Raw genomic sequence first — 18,119 nt, 5'->3', positions numbered from 1 at the left:
GGGTTCACCGTGAAATAGCTGCTGGCCCTGCCACGAGCCACATGCGCAGCCGACGGAATGCCTGTTCGGAAACATTGCCACGACATAGCCGGGATGGGCTGAGCAGGATCGCGGTCATGGTGTCTGATCTGGTGACAACGGACTCTACTTTCAAGATCAGAAAGGATGCACCGAGGGAGCTGCAGCCGCAAACTCTGGTGGTAACTTCCCGGCCATCGGCCAACTGGCATCGAAGATGCCGATCGTCAGTTGCCAGGCTGATAATGGCATTGGCTCCAAGGAGCCGGCCACAACGCCGGAAGTCCTGCCAGCCCAGAAGCAGGGAAACCGGTAACAAAACCAGTGCCAGCGGGGCGACGGACAGGCCGATTGCCAGTAGTACGGCAGACAACGCCAACCAGGGCAGGCTGGCGCAAATACCCGCGGCCCTGGAGGACGACAGGTTCAGCTCAATCGGGCTGGACACGGTTCAGGATCATGTCAACGATGTGACGAAGATCCGGGTCCTCCGGCTTGCTGCGCTGCATGAACCACTCGAACATGTCCGTATCCTCGCAACTCAACAGCTTGCGGTAGCGGGCCTGGTCTTCCACTGAAAGATCCCGGTATACCTCTTCAAGGAACGGGAGCAGCAGGACGTCCAGTTCCAGCATGCCGCGGCGGCTGTGCCACCACAGGCGATGAAATTCAGTGTGATCCTGAGAAGTATTGGTTTCGGACATAACGGATTCTGCCTTTGGAAACGGAGTAAGGCCCGGTCTCAGGGAGACGGGGTGCGGTAAGTCGTCGGCACCAGCACGGTATCCTGGGCGTCATTCAGCAGGCCCGGATAATCCAGTGTGTAATGCAGGCCTCGGCTTTCCTTGCGTTGCAGTGCCGAGCAGATGATGAGGTCGGAGACTGTGACCAGGTTGCGCAGTTCGATCAGGTCATTGGAGACCCGGTAGTTACTGTAAAACTCGCCGATTTCACGGGACAGCAAATCAACCCGGTGTTTCGCCCGCTGCAGGCGTTTGGTGGTTCGGACGATGCCGACATAGTCCCACATAAAGTGCCGAAGTTCGTCCCAGTTATGGGAGATGATGACGTCTTCGTCGGAGTCCCGCACCTGGCTTTCGTCCCAGTCCGGGGCTGACGGTGGTGGTGGAATGTCAGCCTCCCTGCGGGTGATGTCCTGAGCCGCGGCCCGGCCATATACCAGACATTCCAGCAACGAGTTGCTGGCCATGCGGTTGGCGCCGTGCAGGCCGGTGAAGGCGGCTTCGCCAACGACATAGAGTTGGTTGATGTCGGTACGCGCCCGTTCATCACTGACAATTCCGCCGCAGGTATAATGGGCAGCAGGCACCACGGGGATGGGTTCGCGGGTAATGTCGATCCCGAAGCTCAGACACTTTTCGTAAATGGTCGGGAAGTGCTGTTTGATGAAGTCGGCCGGCTTATGGCTGATATCCAGGAACAGGTGGTCTGCACCCAGGCGCTTCATCTCATGGTCAATCGCCCGGGCAACAATGTCCCGGGGCGCGAGTTCCGCCCGTTCATCAAACCGGTCCATAAATCGACTGCCATCCGGCAGCCGGAGCACGCCACCTTCGCCCCGAACCGCCTCGGTAATCAGGAAGGACTTGGCGTGCGGGTGGTACAGGCAGGTGGGGTGGAACTGATTGAACTCCATATTGGCAACACGGCAACCGGCTCGCCAGGCCATGGCAATTCCATCTCCGGAAGCGCCGTCCGGATTGGTCGTGTAGCGATACGCCTTGGAGGCGCCGCCGGTGGCGATGACGGTGAACCTGGCTCGAAACAGTTCCACATGATTGTCTTCGAGATTCAGGATGTAGGCGCCGACGCAGCGGTTGCCGGGAAGCGCAAGCTTGCGGTTGGTAATCAGGTCCACAGCCACCCGGCCGGCTTTCAGGTGAATATTCGGCCTGGCCTGGGCCTGGCTCGCCAGGGTGGTGGAAACCGCGTGGCCGGTGGCATCGGCGGCGTGGATAATCCGGCGATGGCTATGGCCGCCTTCGCGGGTGAGGTGGTAGTCCTCGCCATCGTCCTGCCTGGTGAACTTCACGCCGGAGTCGATCAGCCATTTGATGCTTTCCTTGCTGTGTTCCACGGTAAAGCGGACCGCATCCTCGTGGCACAGACCGCCGCCCGCGTTGAGGGTGTCCTGTATGTGATTCTCCACGGAATCGGTATCGTCCAGAACCGCAGCGATGCCTCCCTGGGCCCAGAGGGTGGCGCCAGAGCTGATATCGGCTTTGCTGATGACGCAAACCCGCAAGTGCTCCGGAAGATTCAGCGCAACTGTAAGGCCGGCAGCGCCGCTGCCGATGATCAGAACATCGTATTCGTAGGACTGTGGCATTGAGTCGTGGTCGCGGGCCATAATGTGGACGTGTATTGAACTAAACTTTACGCTTGCTGTCTATTTGGGCTAACGGATAACCCTGTCAGCCGGGTGCGGTCTGCATCAAGGGTTAGTGAACGAACGCTGGAACAGCCCAATGACACAAGCCACTCGTATCGAGGCCAGACCACTGGCTCCCAAAACAGGACTTTCTGTTGCTTCGTCCATGACGCCTGAAAATGACTGGAAACCCGGTGAGCAGTCCGACAGCCAGACGGATCTGCAGTTGGTTCGCAAGGTCCGGAACGGAGATCGTGCGGCCTTCGATCTGCTGGTGGTGAAATACCAGTCCAGGGTCGCGTCTATTATCAGCCGCTATGTCTACGACAGCCAGGAAGTCATGGATCTGACTCAGGAAACCTTTGTCAAAGCCTTCCGCGCGATTGATCGCTTTCGCGGCGACAGCGCGTTTTACACCTGGTTGTACCGGATTGCCGTAAACACCGCCAAGAATTTCCTTGAGGCCCGCGGCAGGCGGCCCCAGGGATCGGCGGATGTCACCGATGCGGAAAACTTTGATGATGGCGGCCGACTGCGTGACCCGGCCTCGCCGGAGCGGTTGCTGCAGAGGGAGCAGTTGCAGAAAGCTCTTGCGGAAGCCATTGCCAGCCTGCCGGAGGAACTGCGGTCGGCGTTCCTGCTCAGGGAATACGATGGCCTGAGTTATGAAGATATTGCCCGGATACTGGAGTGCCCCATAGGTACCGTGCGCTCAAGAATTTTCCGGGCGCGGGACTCGGTGGATCGCCACCTTGGCCCGCTCCTTGATCAGTCAGTAACGTGAATGAGGTTGCATCCTATGGATGAGCGTCTCAGAGAAACACTGTCTTCGATGATGGATGACGAGGCCGATGAGCTATCGGTTCGTCGGTTGTTGTCACATGGCAACCAGGAGGACGTGCGCGGCCAGTGGCAGCGATGGCAGCAGATACGTGATCTGATGCACGAGCAGCACGGTCCTGCCGATGGTATTGATGTTGCCGGCGCGGTGAGGGAAGCGCTCGATGGCCATGCTCGCTCAGAACAGGCCCGGTCGCCGGTGGAGGTGCCCAGGGTGTCGGTCTGGCGCTGGCCGGTGGCCGCCATGGTGTTCATGGCGTTGATTGTGGGCTTCGGCGCCGGAGCCGGCTGGGATACCCGCACCGGAGTACCTGTTCAGGCACTGGCCGGCGGCAGTGCCGAGCCTTCAGCCTCTGCGGTAACGCTGTCGGCGGCGGTTGAGGAAGTGGCACTACAGCGGCTGGACGAAGACCAGTTGCGCCAGATGCGTCAGTACCTGCTTGAGCATGCCCAGCACAACAGCGTGGGTGCAGGTCGTGGCTCGGTGGGTTACGCCCGCCTGGTCAGCGCCAGTGGTAACTATTGAACCGGGAGCATGGGTTTATGAATAACCGGGTATCCAGCAGGTCGGTATTCGGAGCGGTTGCCGCTCTTGTGGCTCTGCTGTGCCTGTTGATCAATCCGGTGAGGGCCGAGTTGGCCAGCGAGACAAAGAAAAGCGGTGAAGCCCCGGCGGCCATGGCCTGGCTGGAGCGGCTTGGCCCTGCACTCAACATGACATCGTACCGCGGGGTCTTTGTTTATGCCCGGGGCGATCAGGTACATTCCATGCGCATCGCCCACCGTTACCGGAACGGGCGTGTTGAGGAACGCCTGGTGATGCAGGACGGCGGCAGTGGTGAAATCGTCCGTAAAGGCATGAACGTGGTCTGTGTATTGCCTGACCGGGGCAGGGTCCGGCTGGACGAGGTGATTCCTTCCGGCCCGTTCGCAGAAGCGTTTACCAGTCAGTTGATGCCGTTTGGCCGCTGGTATCTGCCTGAACTGGCGGGTGAAGACCGGGTCGCCGGCTACGATGTGGTGATCGTGGCGCTCGGGGCCCGGGATGATGATCGCTACAGCCACCGCCTCTGGCTGGAAAAAGAGACGGGGCTACTGGTCAAGAGCCAGGTGCGGGATGTAAACGGTGAGGTACTGGAGCATTTTCAGTTCACCGATCTTGAGATCACTGACGATATTTCCGACGAGGAACTCGAGGTTCAGACCCGTGGTCGTGAGATTAGCCGTACCCTGGACGATGGCCGGAAACAGGAGTCATCGGTTGGCCGGATGAATGGCTGGACTCTGTCCTGGCAGCCGGAGGGCTTTGTGCCGGCGGCTGCACCACGTTCGGGCAGTGGCAAGGCCGTGGCGTTCTCCGATGGCCTGGCTGCGTTTTCCGTATTTGTCGAGCCTGTCGGGCGGCTGAAAATGCCGACAGGCGCTTCCCGTATCGGGGCAACCACCATCTACATGCGCGAAGTCATGGTCTCTGATCGCCCCTTCCTGATAGCGGTGGTTGGTGAAATTCCGCCGGGCACTGCACGAAAGGTGGCAGATGCCGTGGAGGTGGATGACGATTTCGTAGCTGAGCTGTCCGGTCATGATCACGGAAACCGGTAAAGTCGTGGCCCTGGTGGGTGATCAGGTTTGGGTTCAGACGATAAGAACCAGTGCCTGTCAGAGTTGCTCGGCCCGCTCGGGCTGCGGGCAGCGAGCCCTGGCTGCGGTATCCGGCGGCCGGGCGAACCAGGTGCTGGTAGATAATTCCGTGGGCGCCCGGGTGGGGGATGAAGTGGTCATCGGGCTGGATGAACAGTCGCTGCTGAATGCCTCGCTGATTATTTACGGTTTGCCGTTGGTGCTGATGGTGCTTGCCAGTGTGATGGCTCATAACTGGGCCGCGGGGTCAGACCTGGGCGCCATCGCCGGAGCGGTGGCAGGCCTGGGCGTCGGGTTCTGGCTGGTGCAGCGTTGGCAGGCCGGGGCCGGTGATCGCTACCAGCCGCGGTTGTTGAGGGTAAAGACAATTCCATCCTCGACATGTCCATGATCCCTACCGTTTTTTAAGTTGAAAATTCACGTCCCAGCCCCAGAATAGCTCTATAAACGCAAGTAAAATCAGGGGGTTCTACATGCCAGAAAAAAATATAGAAGCTGCCCGTATGCCTTCCCTGGCCAGGCCCGGAGCCATACTGGGCGTTCTGCTGATGCTGGCTGCCATGGTGTCGGTATTCTGGAGCCAGGGCGTCGCAGCCAGAGGCCTGCCGGATTTCACTGAACTGGTAGAAGATAACTCCAGTGCGGTGGTGAATATCAGTACCACGACGGATCCGGGCAGCCAGAGCTCTGGCTTCCATGGGCTCCCTTTTGATGAAAGGCAACTGGAGCAGTTGCCGCCTTTCCTTCAGGATTTTTTCCGCGGCCCGCAGTCTCCTTTTGGTGGTTCCCCTCGGCCGCAGCAGCCGCGCAGGAGCATGGGCTCCGGCTTTATTGTGTCAGCGGATGGTTACGTACTGACAAACAATCACGTGGTTGAGGGTGCCGATGAAGTGATTGTGCGCCTGAATGACCGCCGCGAGTTTTCCGCCACTATCGTGGGTACCGATCCCCGGTCGGATATGGCGGTTCTCAAAATCGAGAATGGTGAAGACCTGCCGGTGGTCAGCGTTGGACGTTCCCGGGATCTGAAAGTCGGCGAATGGGTTTTCGCGATCGGCTCGCCATTCGGGTTTGACTACACGGTGACGGCGGGCATTGTCAGTGCTCTGGGCCGCTCGCTGCCATCCGAGAACTACGTGCCGTTTATCCAGACTGACGTTGCCATTAACCCCGGTAACTCCGGTGGCCCGCTGTTCAACCTGGAAGGCGAAGTGGTGGGCATCAACTCCCAGATTTACACCCGCTCCGGCGGCTTCATGGGGGTGTCGTTCGCCATTCCGATTGACGATGCCATGAACGTTTTCCGCCAGCTCCGTGACAAAGGCACCGTCGCCCGGGGTTGGTTGGGCGTGCTCATTCAGGAAGTGAACCGGGATCTGGCCGAGAGTTTCGGGCTGCGCCGTCCCCGTGGCGCGCTGATTGCCGAAGTGATGCCGGATTCACCGGCGGAGCAGGGTGGCCTTGAAGCCGGTGACATTGTGCTGGAATACAATGGCGAGGATGTTCAGTTGTCCTCTGACCTGCCGCCCATGGTTGGCCGCACACCGGTAGGTGAATCGGCGCGCCTGACCGTGTTGCGCGGTGGTGATGAAATCACCCTCGACGTGGAAATTGGCAAGTTGCCGGAAGACGGCGATGACGCTGCCCAGCCCTCAACCGGTAGCCGCGACGATAGCGCGGGCGCACCGCTTGGGTTGTCCGTTGAGCCACTGGCCCCCGAGACTGCTCGCTCCGTCGGCGTGGAAGGCGGTGTTGTAGTCGCTGGGGTGGATCGTGGCCCGGCTTTTGAGGCTGGTATTCGTGCCAGGGACATCATTACCGAGATCAACCGCCAGCAGATTCGCTCGGTGGAGGACTTCCGGTCGGTGGTCCGCGACTTGCCGGAAAACCGGGCGGTTTCGGTCCGGATTGTAAGGCAGGGTCGGGCAATCTATCTGGTCATGAAGCCCTGAGTCGATAACCACATTTCAAGTAAAATTGGGCCCCCGGCGTGTCAGGACACGTTCGGGGGCTTTGGTTTTCAAGCCTTAGTTTGTCCGTTTTGGGTGAGCACTATAAAAGCCATTCGATGCTTTGTGCCCGCCAAGTCGACCCGGAATTTCTGTCATTAACGATTAAGCCGCTTTTTAAACAAAAGCGAACATTCGGATGGCCTCAGAGATCCCCGGCTCTTTCTGCCTTGGTTGGGCGCTTGGTTATTTCTCAAGAACCCGGCAAACGATCAAATGGACTAACTGTTCCAGCTCTTCGATCGCCAATAATGTGGGTGTAGATTTCAGTCGTCCGAATATCGCTGTGGCCGAGGATTTCCTGGACCGTTCGGATATCACTTCCCGATCTCAGTAGCTCGGTGGCAAAAGCGTGGCGAAAAGTATGCGCCGAGGAGTCTTCGACATCTTGTAGTGCAGATTTTCGATCTCCCTTTTCAGCACATTCTTGTAAAGGAAAATTATGGCGCAGAGTGCCTGGTTTTGGGTGGCGGGGCTGACCCCTCGATTTACGGCGAGATCATTCAGGAAACGCTCAATTTCGCGATTACCCATCACCTCAGGGTGCTTCTTGTCATTGAACAGAATGAACTGGCGGACCCAGTAGAGATAGGTTTTCTCTGTTCGATAGCTGTACTGCTTCGTCCTGATTTCTGTGCGAACCGATTGCAGAAACGGGAATTTGACACAGTCGCCCCTCAGTGGCTGAGTGCTGTATATGTATACAGTTATAATGAAAAAGCCTCGGGAATGCCAAAAATTCTGCGGTTTGATTTGCATAAGGCCGCACACTTTTCACAGAGCACCCTAGTAGCCCATTGATTTAGAGACGGAAATTTTTGGCCTTTTGGATTTCACTTGCAGAAACGTGCAACAATAACTTGCTTGCAAACTTTTCACAGAAGCAAGACAGGAAAAGCGCTTGGGAGCCGGATGGTAAGGGTTTGAAAAGTCGAGATTATCCGGGCCGTGACTCAGTTTTGGGCGGGGTGGTGGCGTTGCGGTTTAATAAGAATTCAAACCAATAAGCTGTTAGCATTACGAAAAGGAGGTTGAGTGCCTACAAATTTTTTTAAAACAGTAAACACGTATGGAGCAATGCTGAATAAACTTGCGACCGCCAACTTCTTTGTTGGGATAATTGCGTTTTACTTTATTACTACTCAATCTTTCTCTTTAAATGAAATCGCATCTCGCTTCTCTCTCGATGTCTCGGTTTCAGGTTTCAAAATACCCGTAGGATTTCTGGTTCCGCCGCTGGTAATGGCAGTTTTATTTCGGATTATAAAGTTACATGACAGAATCTCTGACGTTTTTCGGCTTCGTGCGTTTTATGACTGGGAGTATGTTCTAAAACCAATAAAGGATGCTGTCGAGTCTGATCTAGACAAGAAGGTTGTAATGTCAAATCGAGGTCGTTTGATGTCCAAAGTTTTCTATAAATACGCTTCGAGTCGAGATGACAATCCCGTTGTTGATAAACACTTAATAGAAATGGTTCTAGATCAGCTGACTTGGTACTGGATGATTATTGAATCCTCATTCATCGTGTTTGGTGTGTTCTGCATTCTTTTGTATCTGGAAGCTTTTGAACACGCCTTGGTTGTTTTCTACTTTGGACTTGGGCTTGTCGTCTTTTCGAAGGTACTTCAAGGATCATGTTCAAAATACACAATTCAAGAGGTGGAAGTGATTCTAGATTCTGCTCCTAGAAAAAGAGAGATAAAGGAACAGTTTGATGCACTACAAAATTAAAGGACATAGCATAAAAAGCCATAATGCTGCGAAGCCACATACTCAAGGCTCAAGCCAAGTTATAGAAGAACTAAAAGAGATAGTAGTGACTGGGCAAATACTAGACTTTGGTTGTGGGAAATTGCGCTATAGCGACTTGCTTTTTGGATTATCTCAAAATATTGTCTTTGTTGATTCAAGAGTTCAGCTAGAGCGAATGCAGGTAATAAAAGGCATTCGCTGTTCTGTTCAAGAGTATGTGGCGAAGAATTACCCTTTAAGCAGGTGTGTAGCGATTGAAGATATTCAAGAAGTTAAAGATCAGTTTGACTTTATTTTCTGCTCCAACGTACTTTCCGCTATCCCTTGTGAAGAAACGCTAAATGCTACGATGTCAATTATTTACCGCCTGCTATCTGATTCTGGGAAAGCCTTAATTGTAAACCAGCATCGTAGTAGCTATTTTAAAAAATTCGAAACGGGTATGCCACACCTTCATGGCTACTTGTACAAAGGCAGACGAGGGTCTTCATATTACGGAATTATAGATAGGCCCACTATAGAAAACCTTTCTAGAAAGCATGGATTTTCTACCGAAGCTTTTGTAAGAGGGGATCGAACCTTCGCTTACTTAACCAAAAATGCTAACAAGGCCAGGCAAATGGACGCAGCATAGCTGCGCCTCTGCTGGCGGCGTTATGTTTCTCTCAGAGCAGGCTCAAGTCCAAGGTGATCGACAAAAGGGATAAAGTCGCGATCTAGAAACAGCAGTGGTAGCTCTTTCTCTATGCAGAAGGTCGCGATGATGACGTCGGCAGTTTTTCGGATTGTGATGCCCTTTTTGCGGAGTGCCCGATAATTGTCCGCGCAAACAAGTGCCATGTCTTTGCCAAACATTTCATACTGTTCCAGCGAGAGCAGGCTCTGTTTGGTCTGACGATAGTGTTTGTCGTTGCGGATGCCTTGCAGGATTTCCAGAAATATGAGGTCGCCGATAGCGACGGATCCTTGGACTATTGAGGCATCCAACAGGTCAGTCTGCGGGTTCTTGACTCCGTTGAAATAGTCGATCCAGACGCTGGTATCCACCAGTATCATCCGGCGCTCCGCATTTCATCCAGGTCGCCTTCCCACTTAATTTTGCCACGCAGCTTTCGAATTTCCTGCTGCTTGCTAAGCTGGACCAAAAGTTTCAGGCCTTGCTCAACGGCCTCTTTTTTGGTTTCGTAGCCGGAAGCTTTGAGGGCTTCGGCCATCAGTTGGTCGTCAATGACGATGTTCGTTCTCATATGGCACCTATGTGTATAAATATCTAGCTCTATACACAATCTAGCACTTTGGGGGAAACATAACAATCGGCTGCACAGCGACCGATTTTCCGCCGCTACACGGCTCCAAACCGGCGCGTGAGCCGGGCGTTACCCCTAGTCTGAATATTCGCTTCGCGAACGTCCACATACCCGGCAAGACTCAACAAAAGCGAACACTCCCCCCGCTGCAATATGAGCCAATTTCCCACTGCTCTGAAAAACCTACGCCCAGTCTGTCTCGATATCAATAATTTGAGCCACACCCCAGATGTCGGCCATGAAATCGCAGATGCTGCTCGATAAAGCTCGAGATAAAGAAGTAGCTGTGGTCGTAGCCCTCCCGGAAATTGAGCTCCAGCGGGTAATTGCTGGTGCTGGCTGCGGCCTCAAGCGCCTCTGGCCGAAGTTGATCAGTCAGAAAGTTGTCCGCGTCCCCCTGGTCGACCAGTGCCGGTACGAACTGTGTTGCATCCCGCATCAGCAGGCTGGCGTCGTATTCGGCCCAACGCGAGCTGTCTTTGCCCAGGTAGGCAGTAAAGGCCTTTTTGCCCCATGGGCAGTTTACCGGGTTGCTGATCGGGCTGAAGGCCGACACGGACTGGTACCGCGCCGGGTTGCGCAGAGCCAGAACCAGGGCGCCATGACCACCCATTGAATGGCCCGCAATCGAGCGTTGATTCGTTACCGGGAAAACAGATTCGATCAGTGCAGGCAGCTCATTCAGAACATAGTCGTACATGCGGTAGTGGGGATGCCATGGGCTTTCGGTCGCGTTCACATAGAAGCCCGCTCCCTGGCCAAGATCGTAGCTTTCATCGTCGACAACGTGATCGCCCCGGGGGCTGGTATCCGGTGCCACGATGGCCATGCCCAGTTCTGCAGCCGCGCGATGGGCGCCGGCTTTCTGCATGAAGTTTTCGTCTGTGCAGGTGAGGCCGGAAAGCCAGTAAAGCACCGGCACTTTCTGTCCGTTGGCAACCTGCGGTGGCAGGTAGATGGCGAAGCGCATAGCGCAGCCAAGGCTTTCAGACGGATGGCTGTACTGTTTGTGCCAGCCACCAAAACTTTTGTTACTGCTCAGGTTTTCAAGGGTCATTGGACACTCCGTTGCGGGGCGGCCCGCCGAAGTGGCGGGCCGCCCTCACCATCACTTGTCGAAATGGATAACGCTGCGAATGCTCTTGCCTTCGTGCATCAACTCAAAGGCTTCGTTGATGTCATCGAGGCCCATGGTGTGGGTGATGAAATCATTCAGCTTGAACTCCCCTTGCAGGTAGCGTTCAACAATGCCGGGTAGCTCGGAACGGCCTTTGACCCCACCGAAGGCGGATCCTCTCCAGACGCGACCGGTAACGAGCTGGAACGGGCGGGTGGAAATTTCCTGGCCTGCCCCGGCGACGCCAATAATGACCGACTCGCCCCATCCCTTGTGGCAACATTCCAGTGCGGACCGCATGACATCGACGTTGCCGATGCATTCGAAGGAATAGTCCACGCCACCGTCAGTCAGTTCAACGATCACTTCCTGAATCGGCTTGTCATAGTCTTTGGGATTGATGCAGTCGGTTGCGCCAAGCAGTCGTGCCAGGTCGAATTTGCTGTCATTGATATCGATGCCAATGATTCGGCTCGCCTTGGCCATGGTCGCGCCAATAATCGCAGACAGGCCGATCCCACCGAGCCCGAAGATGGCCACCGTAGCGCCTTCTTCCACTTTGGCGGTGTTCATGACCGCGCCCATGCCGGTGGTTACGCCGCAGCCCAGCAGGCACACCTCTTCCAGCGGGGCTTCCTTGTTGACCTTTGCCAGCGAAATCTCCGGCAGAACGGTGTACTCGGAGAAGGTCGAGCAGCCCATGTAGTGATAGATGGGCTGGCCGTCCTTGTAGAAGCGGCTGGTGCCATCGGGCATCAGCCCCTTGCCCTGGGTTTCGCGGATTTTTCCGCACAGGTTGGTTTTGCCGGACAGGCAGAATTTGCACTCGCCACATTCGGGGGTATACAGGGGAATAACGTGATCGCCGACGGCAACACTGGTAACGCCTTCACCAATCGCCTCTACAATGCCGCCGCCTTCATGGCCAAGGATGGCTGGAAAGTTGCCCTCGGGATCCTCACCCGAGAGGGTGAATGCATCGGTGTGGCATACACCGGTTGCGATCACTTTTACCCGTACTTCCCCTGCTTTCGGGGGCATCACGTCCACCTCTTCAACCGACAGTGGCTGACCCGGGCCCCAGGCAATTGCTGCTTTTGATTTGATCATCTCAGCCATAATGTTCTCCATTGGTCATTCAGGAAGGGCGGGACGCCCAAACGAAGGCCATATTGTATTTATGGCCCTCTGATTGATAATCGCTGTTTTTATCAAATCACCTTTACGTGTGTGCAATAATCGGGTGGTGCAAAGCAAAAAGGGAAAACCATGTATCGCTGGGAAGGGGTAAACGAGTTTGTGGCGGTTGCTGAAACCGAGAGTTTCACGCGTGCCGCGAAGCGACTGGACGTGTCGACGGCACAGGTCAGCCGCCAGGTCAGTGCCCTGGAGGCCCGCTTAGCCACCCGGTTGTTCTACCGCACCACACGCCGGGTGTCGGTAACCGAGGCCGGACAGATCTTTTACCAGCACTGCCGGCAGGTACTAGACGCCCTGGAGCAGGCGGAACGCTCTATTACCAACATGCAGCTGGTCCCGCGAGGAAGACTAAGGCTGACTGCCCCGGTGACCTATGGAGAGAAATCCATTGCGCCGCTGGTCAATGACTTCGTTTTGCGATACCCCGAACTCGACGTGGACATGAAGCTTACCAACCAGACACTGGATCTGGTCGCTGAGGGGTACGATCTTGCCGTGCGCATGGGAAAGCTGCAGGATTCGACCTTGATGGCCCGGCGTCTCGCATCCCGAACCCTATACGTGTGTGCCTCGCCGGATTATCTCGCCACGCACGGCACGCCTCACTCGTTGTCCGAACTGGCGAACCACAACTGCCTGCTGGGAAACCTGGATTACTGGCGCTTCCAGGAATTGGGCCAGCCGCGCAACGTGCGGGTAACGGGGAACATCCGTTGCGACAGTGGCAGGGCCCTGCTTGATGCCGCCCTCAAGGGGATTGGCATTGTTCAGCTTCCGGATTACTACGTTCAGAGCGCACTGGATTCCAGGCTGTTGATTCCGGTGCTGACCCGTTATCAGGAAGACGATGACGGTATCTGGGCGGTGTATCCCCATAACCGTCATCTGTCGCCGAAGATAAGGCTGCTGCTGGATTTTCTTTCGGAATCCCTGAAACCTGGCGGTTCTCCGCCGGACGCAGCAAACGCGGATTATTAAGCAATGAACCGATAGGATTGTGTATTCAAAGAACGGCGCTTTGCGACTGTAGCTCCCGTCTGTACCTCCTCAAGCCAGCCTGAATTCCAAAGAGTGTCAGGAGCACCGACCAAGCTGTCGGCCACACCTCAGCGCCAACGGCCGGCCAAACTGTGGGTTCAAGAACACTTTTGTTATACTCGCCGGATTCGACAATAAACCGGGTCATGGAATGGGCCGAACACGATGATGACCAAAAAGGATCTTCCCCTCCGTCAGTTGCTGAAGCTGCGCAATTCCTGGATCGCCTGGGTGGTATTCCTGGTGTCTGTGGTTGCGACGGTATTGCTTTGGCAGGTCTCCATCCGGCTGGTTGAAGATCGCACCGAGGCCCGATTCCGCACTCAGTCCCTGCAGCTTAAGACCGCGATTGAAGAACGCTTGCTCAATTACGAACAGGTTCTTGCCGGCAGTGCCGGTCTGTTTGCTGTCACCGGTAAAGTCACACGCGATCAGTGGAAAGAGTACGTCGACAACGTCGATATCAATCGTTATTACCCTGGCATTGAGGGTATCGGCTACGTGGAGCGTATTGGTGTCCGCGAAATGGCCGATCACATTGCCTCGGTTCGGGCGGAGGGGCTTTACAATTATCTGGTCAAGCCCCTGGGTACCGGGCCCTACTACTATCCCATGGTTTATCTGGAGCCGGGCACCGAGCGTAATCGCAAGGCGCTGGGTTATGACGCTTTCAGTGACCCCATCCACCGTACTGCCATGGAACAGGCCAGGGATGACGCTATCCCGACGGTCACGGGCAAGGTTGTGCTGGTGCAGGAGTCTGTCGCCGAGGATCAGGCCGGTTTTCTGATGTACTACCCGGTGTTCCAGGGCGGCGAGATTCCGGAGATCCGGGCCGAGCGCCGCATGATGCTGGCCGGGTACGTGTTCAGTGCCTTCCGGATGAACAACCTGATCGACGGTATTGTTGGCCTGATATCGCCATTTCTGGATGTGCGCATTTACGACAGCGGGGTGGTGGCACGAGATACCCTGATGTATGGCTCCAATCTCGGTTCGCTGGACAACGAATTTAGCTTTGAAATGAGCCAGACGATCAGACACGGTGGCCGGGAATGGCTGCTGCAGACCCGTTCCACACCAGCCTTTGATTATCTCGCCGCCGACCCACGCCCCCCCATTGTTCTCGGCTCTGGTCTGGCCATCAGTTTGCTGCTCTGGTTGTTCGTGCTGGCCCTGATTCGTTCCCGGCTGATTGCCCAGGTCAGCGCCGGCCGTTATCGCGCCATCACTGAGGGCGCAGCGAACGTCACCCTGGTCATGGATCGTCGTGGGCGCCCGCTCTATGCCAGCCCGTCCAGTCGTGACATCCTGGGATTCGATCCGGACAAGGTGGAAGCCCTGGAATTCGAGAAGCTGGTGCACATGGATGACTGGTCGCACCTGCAAAGAGGTTTTGAGGAGTCCATGGCCTCACCGGGCAAACAGATGCCGGTGGTGCGTGCCCGGGTGCGCGATGCCGATGGCCAGTGGCGTGATATGGAGGGCACCTTCACCGCGATGCTCTCGGTGCCTGGCGTCAACGGTGTGGTTCTGAGCCTTCGGGATCTTACCCAGCTCAAGGCAGCTCAGTCCGAACTGCACCGACTGGCGTTCTACGATCCACTGACAGGGCTCGCTAACCGGCAGCTGTTCCGGGATCGGTTGAATCACGTGGTTCGTCGCAGTCGCCGAAGTGGCGAGGCGGCAGCCCTGATGTTCCTTGATCTGGACGGTTTCAAGCGGATCAACGATACCCTGGGGCACGATGCCGGTGACGAACTTCTGCGTCAGGTCGCGCAATGGCTGGAAGGCTGTGTCCGTGAGGAAGATTCCGTGGCCCGGCTCGGTGGCGACGAATTTGTGGTGTTGTTGTCCCGGATCAGTGGCTCCGAAGCCGCCGGCAAAGTGGCGGAAAACATTTTGCGGCGCCTGTGCCAGCGCATTCGACTGAACGACCATGAGGTAGGTGTGACCGTCAGCATCGGTATCACCATGATCCCTCACGATAGCGAAGATGCCGGGGCGTTGATGAAATATGCCGACCTGGCTATGTACCGCGCCAAGGAACTGGGGCGCAACACGTATCAGTTCTTCACGCCGGCCATGAACATCCAGGCCGCTCGCCGTCTGCTACAACAGGAAGAGCTAGCCACGGCACTCGATGGCGACCGGTTCGTGCTGCATTACCAGCCAAAAGTGGATCTGGCCACTCAGCGGGTGATAGGTGTGGAGGCTTTCCTGCGCTGGCATCATCCGGAAAAAGGCCTGGTCTCGGCCCAGCAGTTCATCACTCTGGCGGAAGAAACCGGGTTGATTATCCGCCTCGGCGAGCTGGCGCTGCGGCAAGCCTGTATCCAGGTCCAGGCACTTGAGCGGGCCGGGTTCGAGTCGCTGAAGATGGCCGTGAACTTCTCGGTGCGACAGCTGACCGATTCCGGCTTTCTGGACATGATCCGGCGGGTAATTACCGAGACGGGCGTTTCTCCCGAGCGGCTGGAGCTGGAAATGCCGGCGGAGTTGCTCAATGAAGATCCGAGAATGCTGCGGGAATTGCTGGTGTCGCTGAACGATCTGGGCGTGTGCCTGATTCTGGATGATTTCGGTACCGGCTCCTGCTCACTGGTGGCGCTGCAGCAGTTGCCGCTGGATGTGATCAAGATAGATCATCGCTTCATTCGCGACATTCCCTACAACGTCAGTGCCACCGATGTGGCGTCGGCGGTGATCGCCCTGGCTCACAAACTGCACCTGACGGTGGTGGCGGAAGGGGTGGAAACGCTGCAGCAGCTGACGTTCCTGAAATCCGCCGGTTGCGCCCAGTGCCAGGGCAATCTGTTCAGCTATCCGCTGGACGAAGATGCCCTGATCGGATTCCTGATCCGGCAGTACGAGAAGCCGCTTATTTCCTGATCATGGCAATGGCGGCCTGTAACCGGTAAAATCACGCCGTTCCCGGATCCCGGTAGCGGCCCCTCCGGGCTCAATCCTACGTCTTATATGAGTAATCATTGTCTGTGACTGAACTGAGCCGAATCCGTAACTTTTCCATTATTGCCCACATCGACCACGGTAAATCCACGCTGGCGGATCGTTTTATCCAGATCTGCGGTGGCCTGACAGACCGTGAAATGGCCGAACAGGTCCTGGACTCCATGGATCTGGAGCGGGAACGCGGGATCACCATCAAGGCCCAGAGCGTCACGCTCAACTACAAGGCAAAGGATGGGGAAACCTACAAACTGAATTTCATCGATACCCCGGGCCACGTGGATTTCTCCTACGAGGTGTCCCGCTCACTGTACGCCTGTGAAGGGGCGCTGCTGGTAGTGGATGCCGGTCAGGGTGTGGAAGCTCAGTCGGTGGCCAACTGCTACACCGCTATCGAACAAGGCCTTGAAGTGGTGCCGGTCCTGAACAAGATGGATCTGCCCCAGGCCGAGCCCGAGCGGGTTGCGGCGGAAATTGAAGACATTATCGGCATTGACGCTTCCGATGCCGTGCGCTGCAGTGCCAAAAGCGGACTGGGTGTTGAGGATGTCCTCGAGGATCTGATCAAAAAGATTCCGCCCCCCAAGGGTGATCGCAGCGCGCCGTTGCAGGCACTGATTATTGATTCCTGGTTTGATAACTACTTGGGCGTGGTGTCACTGGTTCGGGTGACCGAAGGTGTACTGCGTAAAGGCGACAAGATCGTTATCAAGTCCACCAAGAAAGCCTGGAACGCCGACAAGGTTGGTGTCTTCAATCCCAAGCCGACCGACACCGATGTGCTTGAAGCCGGTGACGTCGGTTTTGTTGTTGCGGGGATCAAAGACATCCACGGTGCGCCGGTGGGTGACACCATCGTGCACCAGAAGTTTGCGGAAGAAACCCCGATGCTGCCGGGGTTCAAGAAGGTGAAACCCCAGGTTTACGCCGGTCTGTTCCCGGTCAGCGCCGACGATTATGACGATTTCCGGGATGCCCTGGAAAAGCTCACCCTCAACGACGCCTCGCTGTTCTTTGAGCCCGAGAACTCGGATGCTCTGGGCTTCGGTTTCCGCTGTGGTTTCCTGGGCATGCTGCACATGGAGATCATCCAGGAGCGGCTGGAGCGAGAGTACGACCTGGATCTGATTACCACGGCGCCGACGGTAATCTATGAAGTGGTCACCAAGCAGGGTGAGACTCTGTCGGTGGACAACCCCTCAAGGCTTCCGGATATTGGTTCCATCGAAGAAATGCGTGAGCCCATTGTCGAGGCCAACATCCTGGTACCCCAGGAGCACCTCGGTAATGTCATTGCCCTGTGTGAAGAAAAGCGCGGTGTGCAGAAGAACATGCACTTCATGTCCACACAGGTACAGCTCACCTACGAGCTGCCGATGGCGGAAGTGGTGATGGACTTCTTTGACCGGATCAAATCGGCCAGCCGTGGCTTTGCATCACTGGATTACCACTTTGTCCGTTTCCAGAGTGCCAACCTGGTTCGCCTGGATGTGCTGATCAACGGGGATCGTGTCGACGCCCTGGCGCTGATTGTGCACCGGGATCTGTCCCACCGCAAAGGGCGCCAGTTGATCGAGAAGATGAAAGAGCTGATCCCGCGTCAGATGTTTGATATTGCCATTCAGGCTGCCATTGGTACCCAGGTGGTCTCCCGGGTAACGGTCAAGGCCCTGCGCAAGAACGTAACGGCGAAGTGTTACGGTGGCGACGTCAGCCGTAAAAAGAAACTGCTTCAGAAGCAGAAGGAAGGTAAAAAACGCATGAAGCAGCTGGGTAATGTCGAGGTGCCTCAGGAAGCGTTTCTTGCTGTATTGAAAGTGGATAACTAAAAA

The 18,119-nt window shown here is 56.1% G+C and carries 19 protein-coding genes; 10 read left to right on the top strand and 9 right to left on the bottom strand.

What is annotated here, in order from left to right; all coding sequences use genetic code 11:
* Window positions 1-4: 4 nt before the first annotated feature.
* The 3 genes from ACAM27_RS15590 to nadB are packed head-to-tail and all read right to left on the bottom strand — an operon-like array spanning window position 5 to window position 2,368.
* Window positions 5-466: a hypothetical protein gene (locus tag ACAM27_RS15590; RefSeq protein WP_141067758.1), complete on the bottom strand. Its 462-nt coding sequence runs from the start codon at window positions 464-466 to the stop codon at window positions 5-7.
* Window positions 450-722 carry a succinate dehydrogenase assembly factor 2 gene (locus tag ACAM27_RS15585; RefSeq protein WP_141067759.1) on the bottom strand — a complete coding sequence of 91 codons (273 nt, stop codon included), beginning with the start codon at window positions 720-722 and terminating at the stop codon, window positions 450-452. The genes ACAM27_RS15590 and ACAM27_RS15585 overlap by 17 nt, the downstream gene beginning before the upstream one ends.
* A gap of 38 nt (window positions 723-760) precedes the next feature.
* Window positions 761-2,368 carry an L-aspartate oxidase gene (gene nadB, locus ACAM27_RS15580; protein ID WP_181800070.1) on the bottom strand — a complete coding sequence of 536 codons (1,608 nt, stop codon included), beginning with the start codon at window positions 2,366-2,368 and terminating at the stop codon, window positions 761-763.
* A 208-nt stretch (window positions 2,369-2,576) separates the two neighbouring features.
* Here nadB and rpoE point away from each other — a divergent pair, with 208 nt between their 5' ends.
* The 5 genes from rpoE (at window position 2,577) to ACAM27_RS15555 (ending at window position 6,843) form a co-directional block, all read left to right on the top strand.
* A complete protein-coding gene (rpoE, locus tag ACAM27_RS15575; protein WP_011785728.1) occupies window positions 2,577-3,194 on the top strand; it encodes an RNA polymerase sigma factor RpoE in 618 nt (205 codons plus the stop codon).
* A 15-nt stretch (window positions 3,195-3,209) separates the two neighbouring features.
* The gene (locus ACAM27_RS15570; RefSeq protein WP_141067760.1) at window positions 3,210-3,776 is read left to right on the top strand and encodes a sigma-E factor negative regulatory protein; all 567 of its coding nucleotides are present in this window, start codon (window positions 3,210-3,212) and stop codon (window positions 3,774-3,776) included.
* A gap of 17 nt (window positions 3,777-3,793) precedes the next feature.
* Window positions 3,794-4,852 (top strand): MucB/RseB C-terminal domain-containing protein, encoded by a 1,059-nt coding sequence (locus tag ACAM27_RS15565; RefSeq protein WP_041654584.1) that lies wholly within the window; start codon window positions 3,794-3,796, stop codon window positions 4,850-4,852.
* Window positions 4,833-5,282, top strand: coding sequence for a SoxR reducing system RseC family protein (locus tag ACAM27_RS15560; RefSeq protein ID WP_023008837.1), 450 nt, complete (start codon window positions 4,833-4,835; stop codon window positions 5,280-5,282). The genes ACAM27_RS15565 and ACAM27_RS15560 overlap by 20 nt, the downstream gene beginning before the upstream one ends.
* 112 nt (window positions 5,283-5,394) lie before the next feature.
* Window positions 5,395-6,843, top strand: a complete 1,449-nt coding sequence (locus ACAM27_RS15555; protein ID WP_222198101.1) for a DegQ family serine endoprotease — start codon at window positions 5,395-5,397, stop codon at window positions 6,841-6,843.
* A gap of 250 nt (window positions 6,844-7,093) precedes the next feature.
* On the opposite strand, the gene ACAM27_RS15550 is transcribed toward ACAM27_RS15555, so the two are convergent.
* Both ACAM27_RS15550 and ACAM27_RS15545 read right to left on the bottom strand, forming a co-directional pair.
* Window positions 7,094-7,234 (bottom strand): tyrosine-type recombinase/integrase, encoded by a 141-nt coding sequence (locus ACAM27_RS15550; protein ID WP_227499572.1) that lies wholly within the window; start codon window positions 7,232-7,234, stop codon window positions 7,094-7,096.
* Window positions 7,231-7,659 (bottom strand): site-specific integrase, encoded by a 429-nt coding sequence (locus ACAM27_RS15545; RefSeq protein ID WP_236042948.1) that lies wholly within the window; start codon window positions 7,657-7,659, stop codon window positions 7,231-7,233. The genes ACAM27_RS15550 and ACAM27_RS15545 overlap by 4 nt, the downstream gene beginning before the upstream one ends.
* A gap of 276 nt (window positions 7,660-7,935) precedes the next feature.
* On the opposite strand from ACAM27_RS15545, the gene ACAM27_RS15540 reads away from it, so the two are divergent.
* Both ACAM27_RS15540 and ACAM27_RS15535 read left to right on the top strand, forming a co-directional pair.
* Window positions 7,936-8,634: a hypothetical protein gene (locus ACAM27_RS15540; protein WP_222534724.1), complete on the top strand. Its 699-nt coding sequence runs from the start codon at window positions 7,936-7,938 to the stop codon at window positions 8,632-8,634.
* Window positions 8,618-9,289: a methyltransferase domain-containing protein gene (locus ACAM27_RS15535; protein ID WP_222534723.1), complete on the top strand. Its 672-nt coding sequence runs from the start codon at window positions 8,618-8,620 to the stop codon at window positions 9,287-9,289. Before ACAM27_RS15540 ends, ACAM27_RS15535 begins: the two co-directional genes overlap by 17 nt.
* 20 nt (window positions 9,290-9,309) lie before the next feature.
* Here ACAM27_RS15535 and ACAM27_RS15530 read toward each other — a convergent pair whose 3' ends face one another.
* From ACAM27_RS15530 to ACAM27_RS15515, 4 genes are all read right to left on the bottom strand, one after another.
* The gene (locus ACAM27_RS15530) at window positions 9,310-9,711 is read right to left on the bottom strand and encodes a PIN domain nuclease (protein WP_011785721.1); all 402 of its coding nucleotides are present in this window, start codon (window positions 9,709-9,711) and stop codon (window positions 9,310-9,312) included.
* Window positions 9,708-9,902, bottom strand: a complete 195-nt coding sequence (locus tag ACAM27_RS15525) for a type II toxin-antitoxin system VapB family antitoxin (protein WP_011785720.1) — start codon at window positions 9,900-9,902, stop codon at window positions 9,708-9,710. The genes ACAM27_RS15530 and ACAM27_RS15525 overlap by 4 nt, the downstream gene beginning before the upstream one ends.
* A gap of 265 nt (window positions 9,903-10,167) precedes the next feature.
* The gene (gene fghA, locus ACAM27_RS15520) at window positions 10,168-11,019 is read right to left on the bottom strand and encodes an S-formylglutathione hydrolase (protein ID WP_222197976.1); all 852 of its coding nucleotides are present in this window, start codon (window positions 11,017-11,019) and stop codon (window positions 10,168-10,170) included.
* A 51-nt stretch (window positions 11,020-11,070) separates the two neighbouring features.
* Window positions 11,071-12,189 (bottom strand): S-(hydroxymethyl)glutathione dehydrogenase/class III alcohol dehydrogenase, encoded by a 1,119-nt coding sequence (locus ACAM27_RS15515; RefSeq protein ID WP_369612884.1) that lies wholly within the window; start codon window positions 12,187-12,189, stop codon window positions 11,071-11,073.
* A gap of 159 nt (window positions 12,190-12,348) precedes the next feature.
* On the opposite strand from ACAM27_RS15515, the gene ACAM27_RS15510 reads away from it, so the two are divergent.
* The 3 genes from ACAM27_RS15510 to lepA all read left to right on the top strand — a co-directional run bounded on the left by ACAM27_RS15510 (window position 12,349) and on the right by lepA (window position 18,116).
* Window positions 12,349-13,257 carry a LysR substrate-binding domain-containing protein gene (locus ACAM27_RS15510; RefSeq protein WP_222197975.1) on the top strand — a complete coding sequence of 303 codons (909 nt, stop codon included), beginning with the start codon at window positions 12,349-12,351 and terminating at the stop codon, window positions 13,255-13,257.
* Window positions 13,258-13,482: 225 nt separating this feature from the next.
* Entirely contained in the window at window positions 13,483-16,209 is a 2,727-nt protein-coding gene (locus tag ACAM27_RS15505) for an EAL domain-containing protein (RefSeq protein ID WP_011785716.1), read from the top strand.
* A gap of 104 nt (window positions 16,210-16,313) precedes the next feature.
* Window positions 16,314-18,116 (top strand): translation elongation factor 4, encoded by a 1,803-nt coding sequence (gene lepA, locus ACAM27_RS15500; RefSeq protein ID WP_011785715.1) that lies wholly within the window; start codon window positions 16,314-16,316, stop codon window positions 18,114-18,116.
* The last annotated feature ends 3 nt before the right edge of the window (window positions 18,117-18,119 follow it).

The sequence above is a fragment of the Marinobacter sp. RI1 genome (assembly GCF_041155085.1).
Lineage (GTDB): Bacteria > Pseudomonadota > Gammaproteobacteria > Pseudomonadales > Oleiphilaceae > Marinobacter > Marinobacter nauticus.
This window is presented reverse-complemented; position numbering and strand designations above follow the sequence as displayed.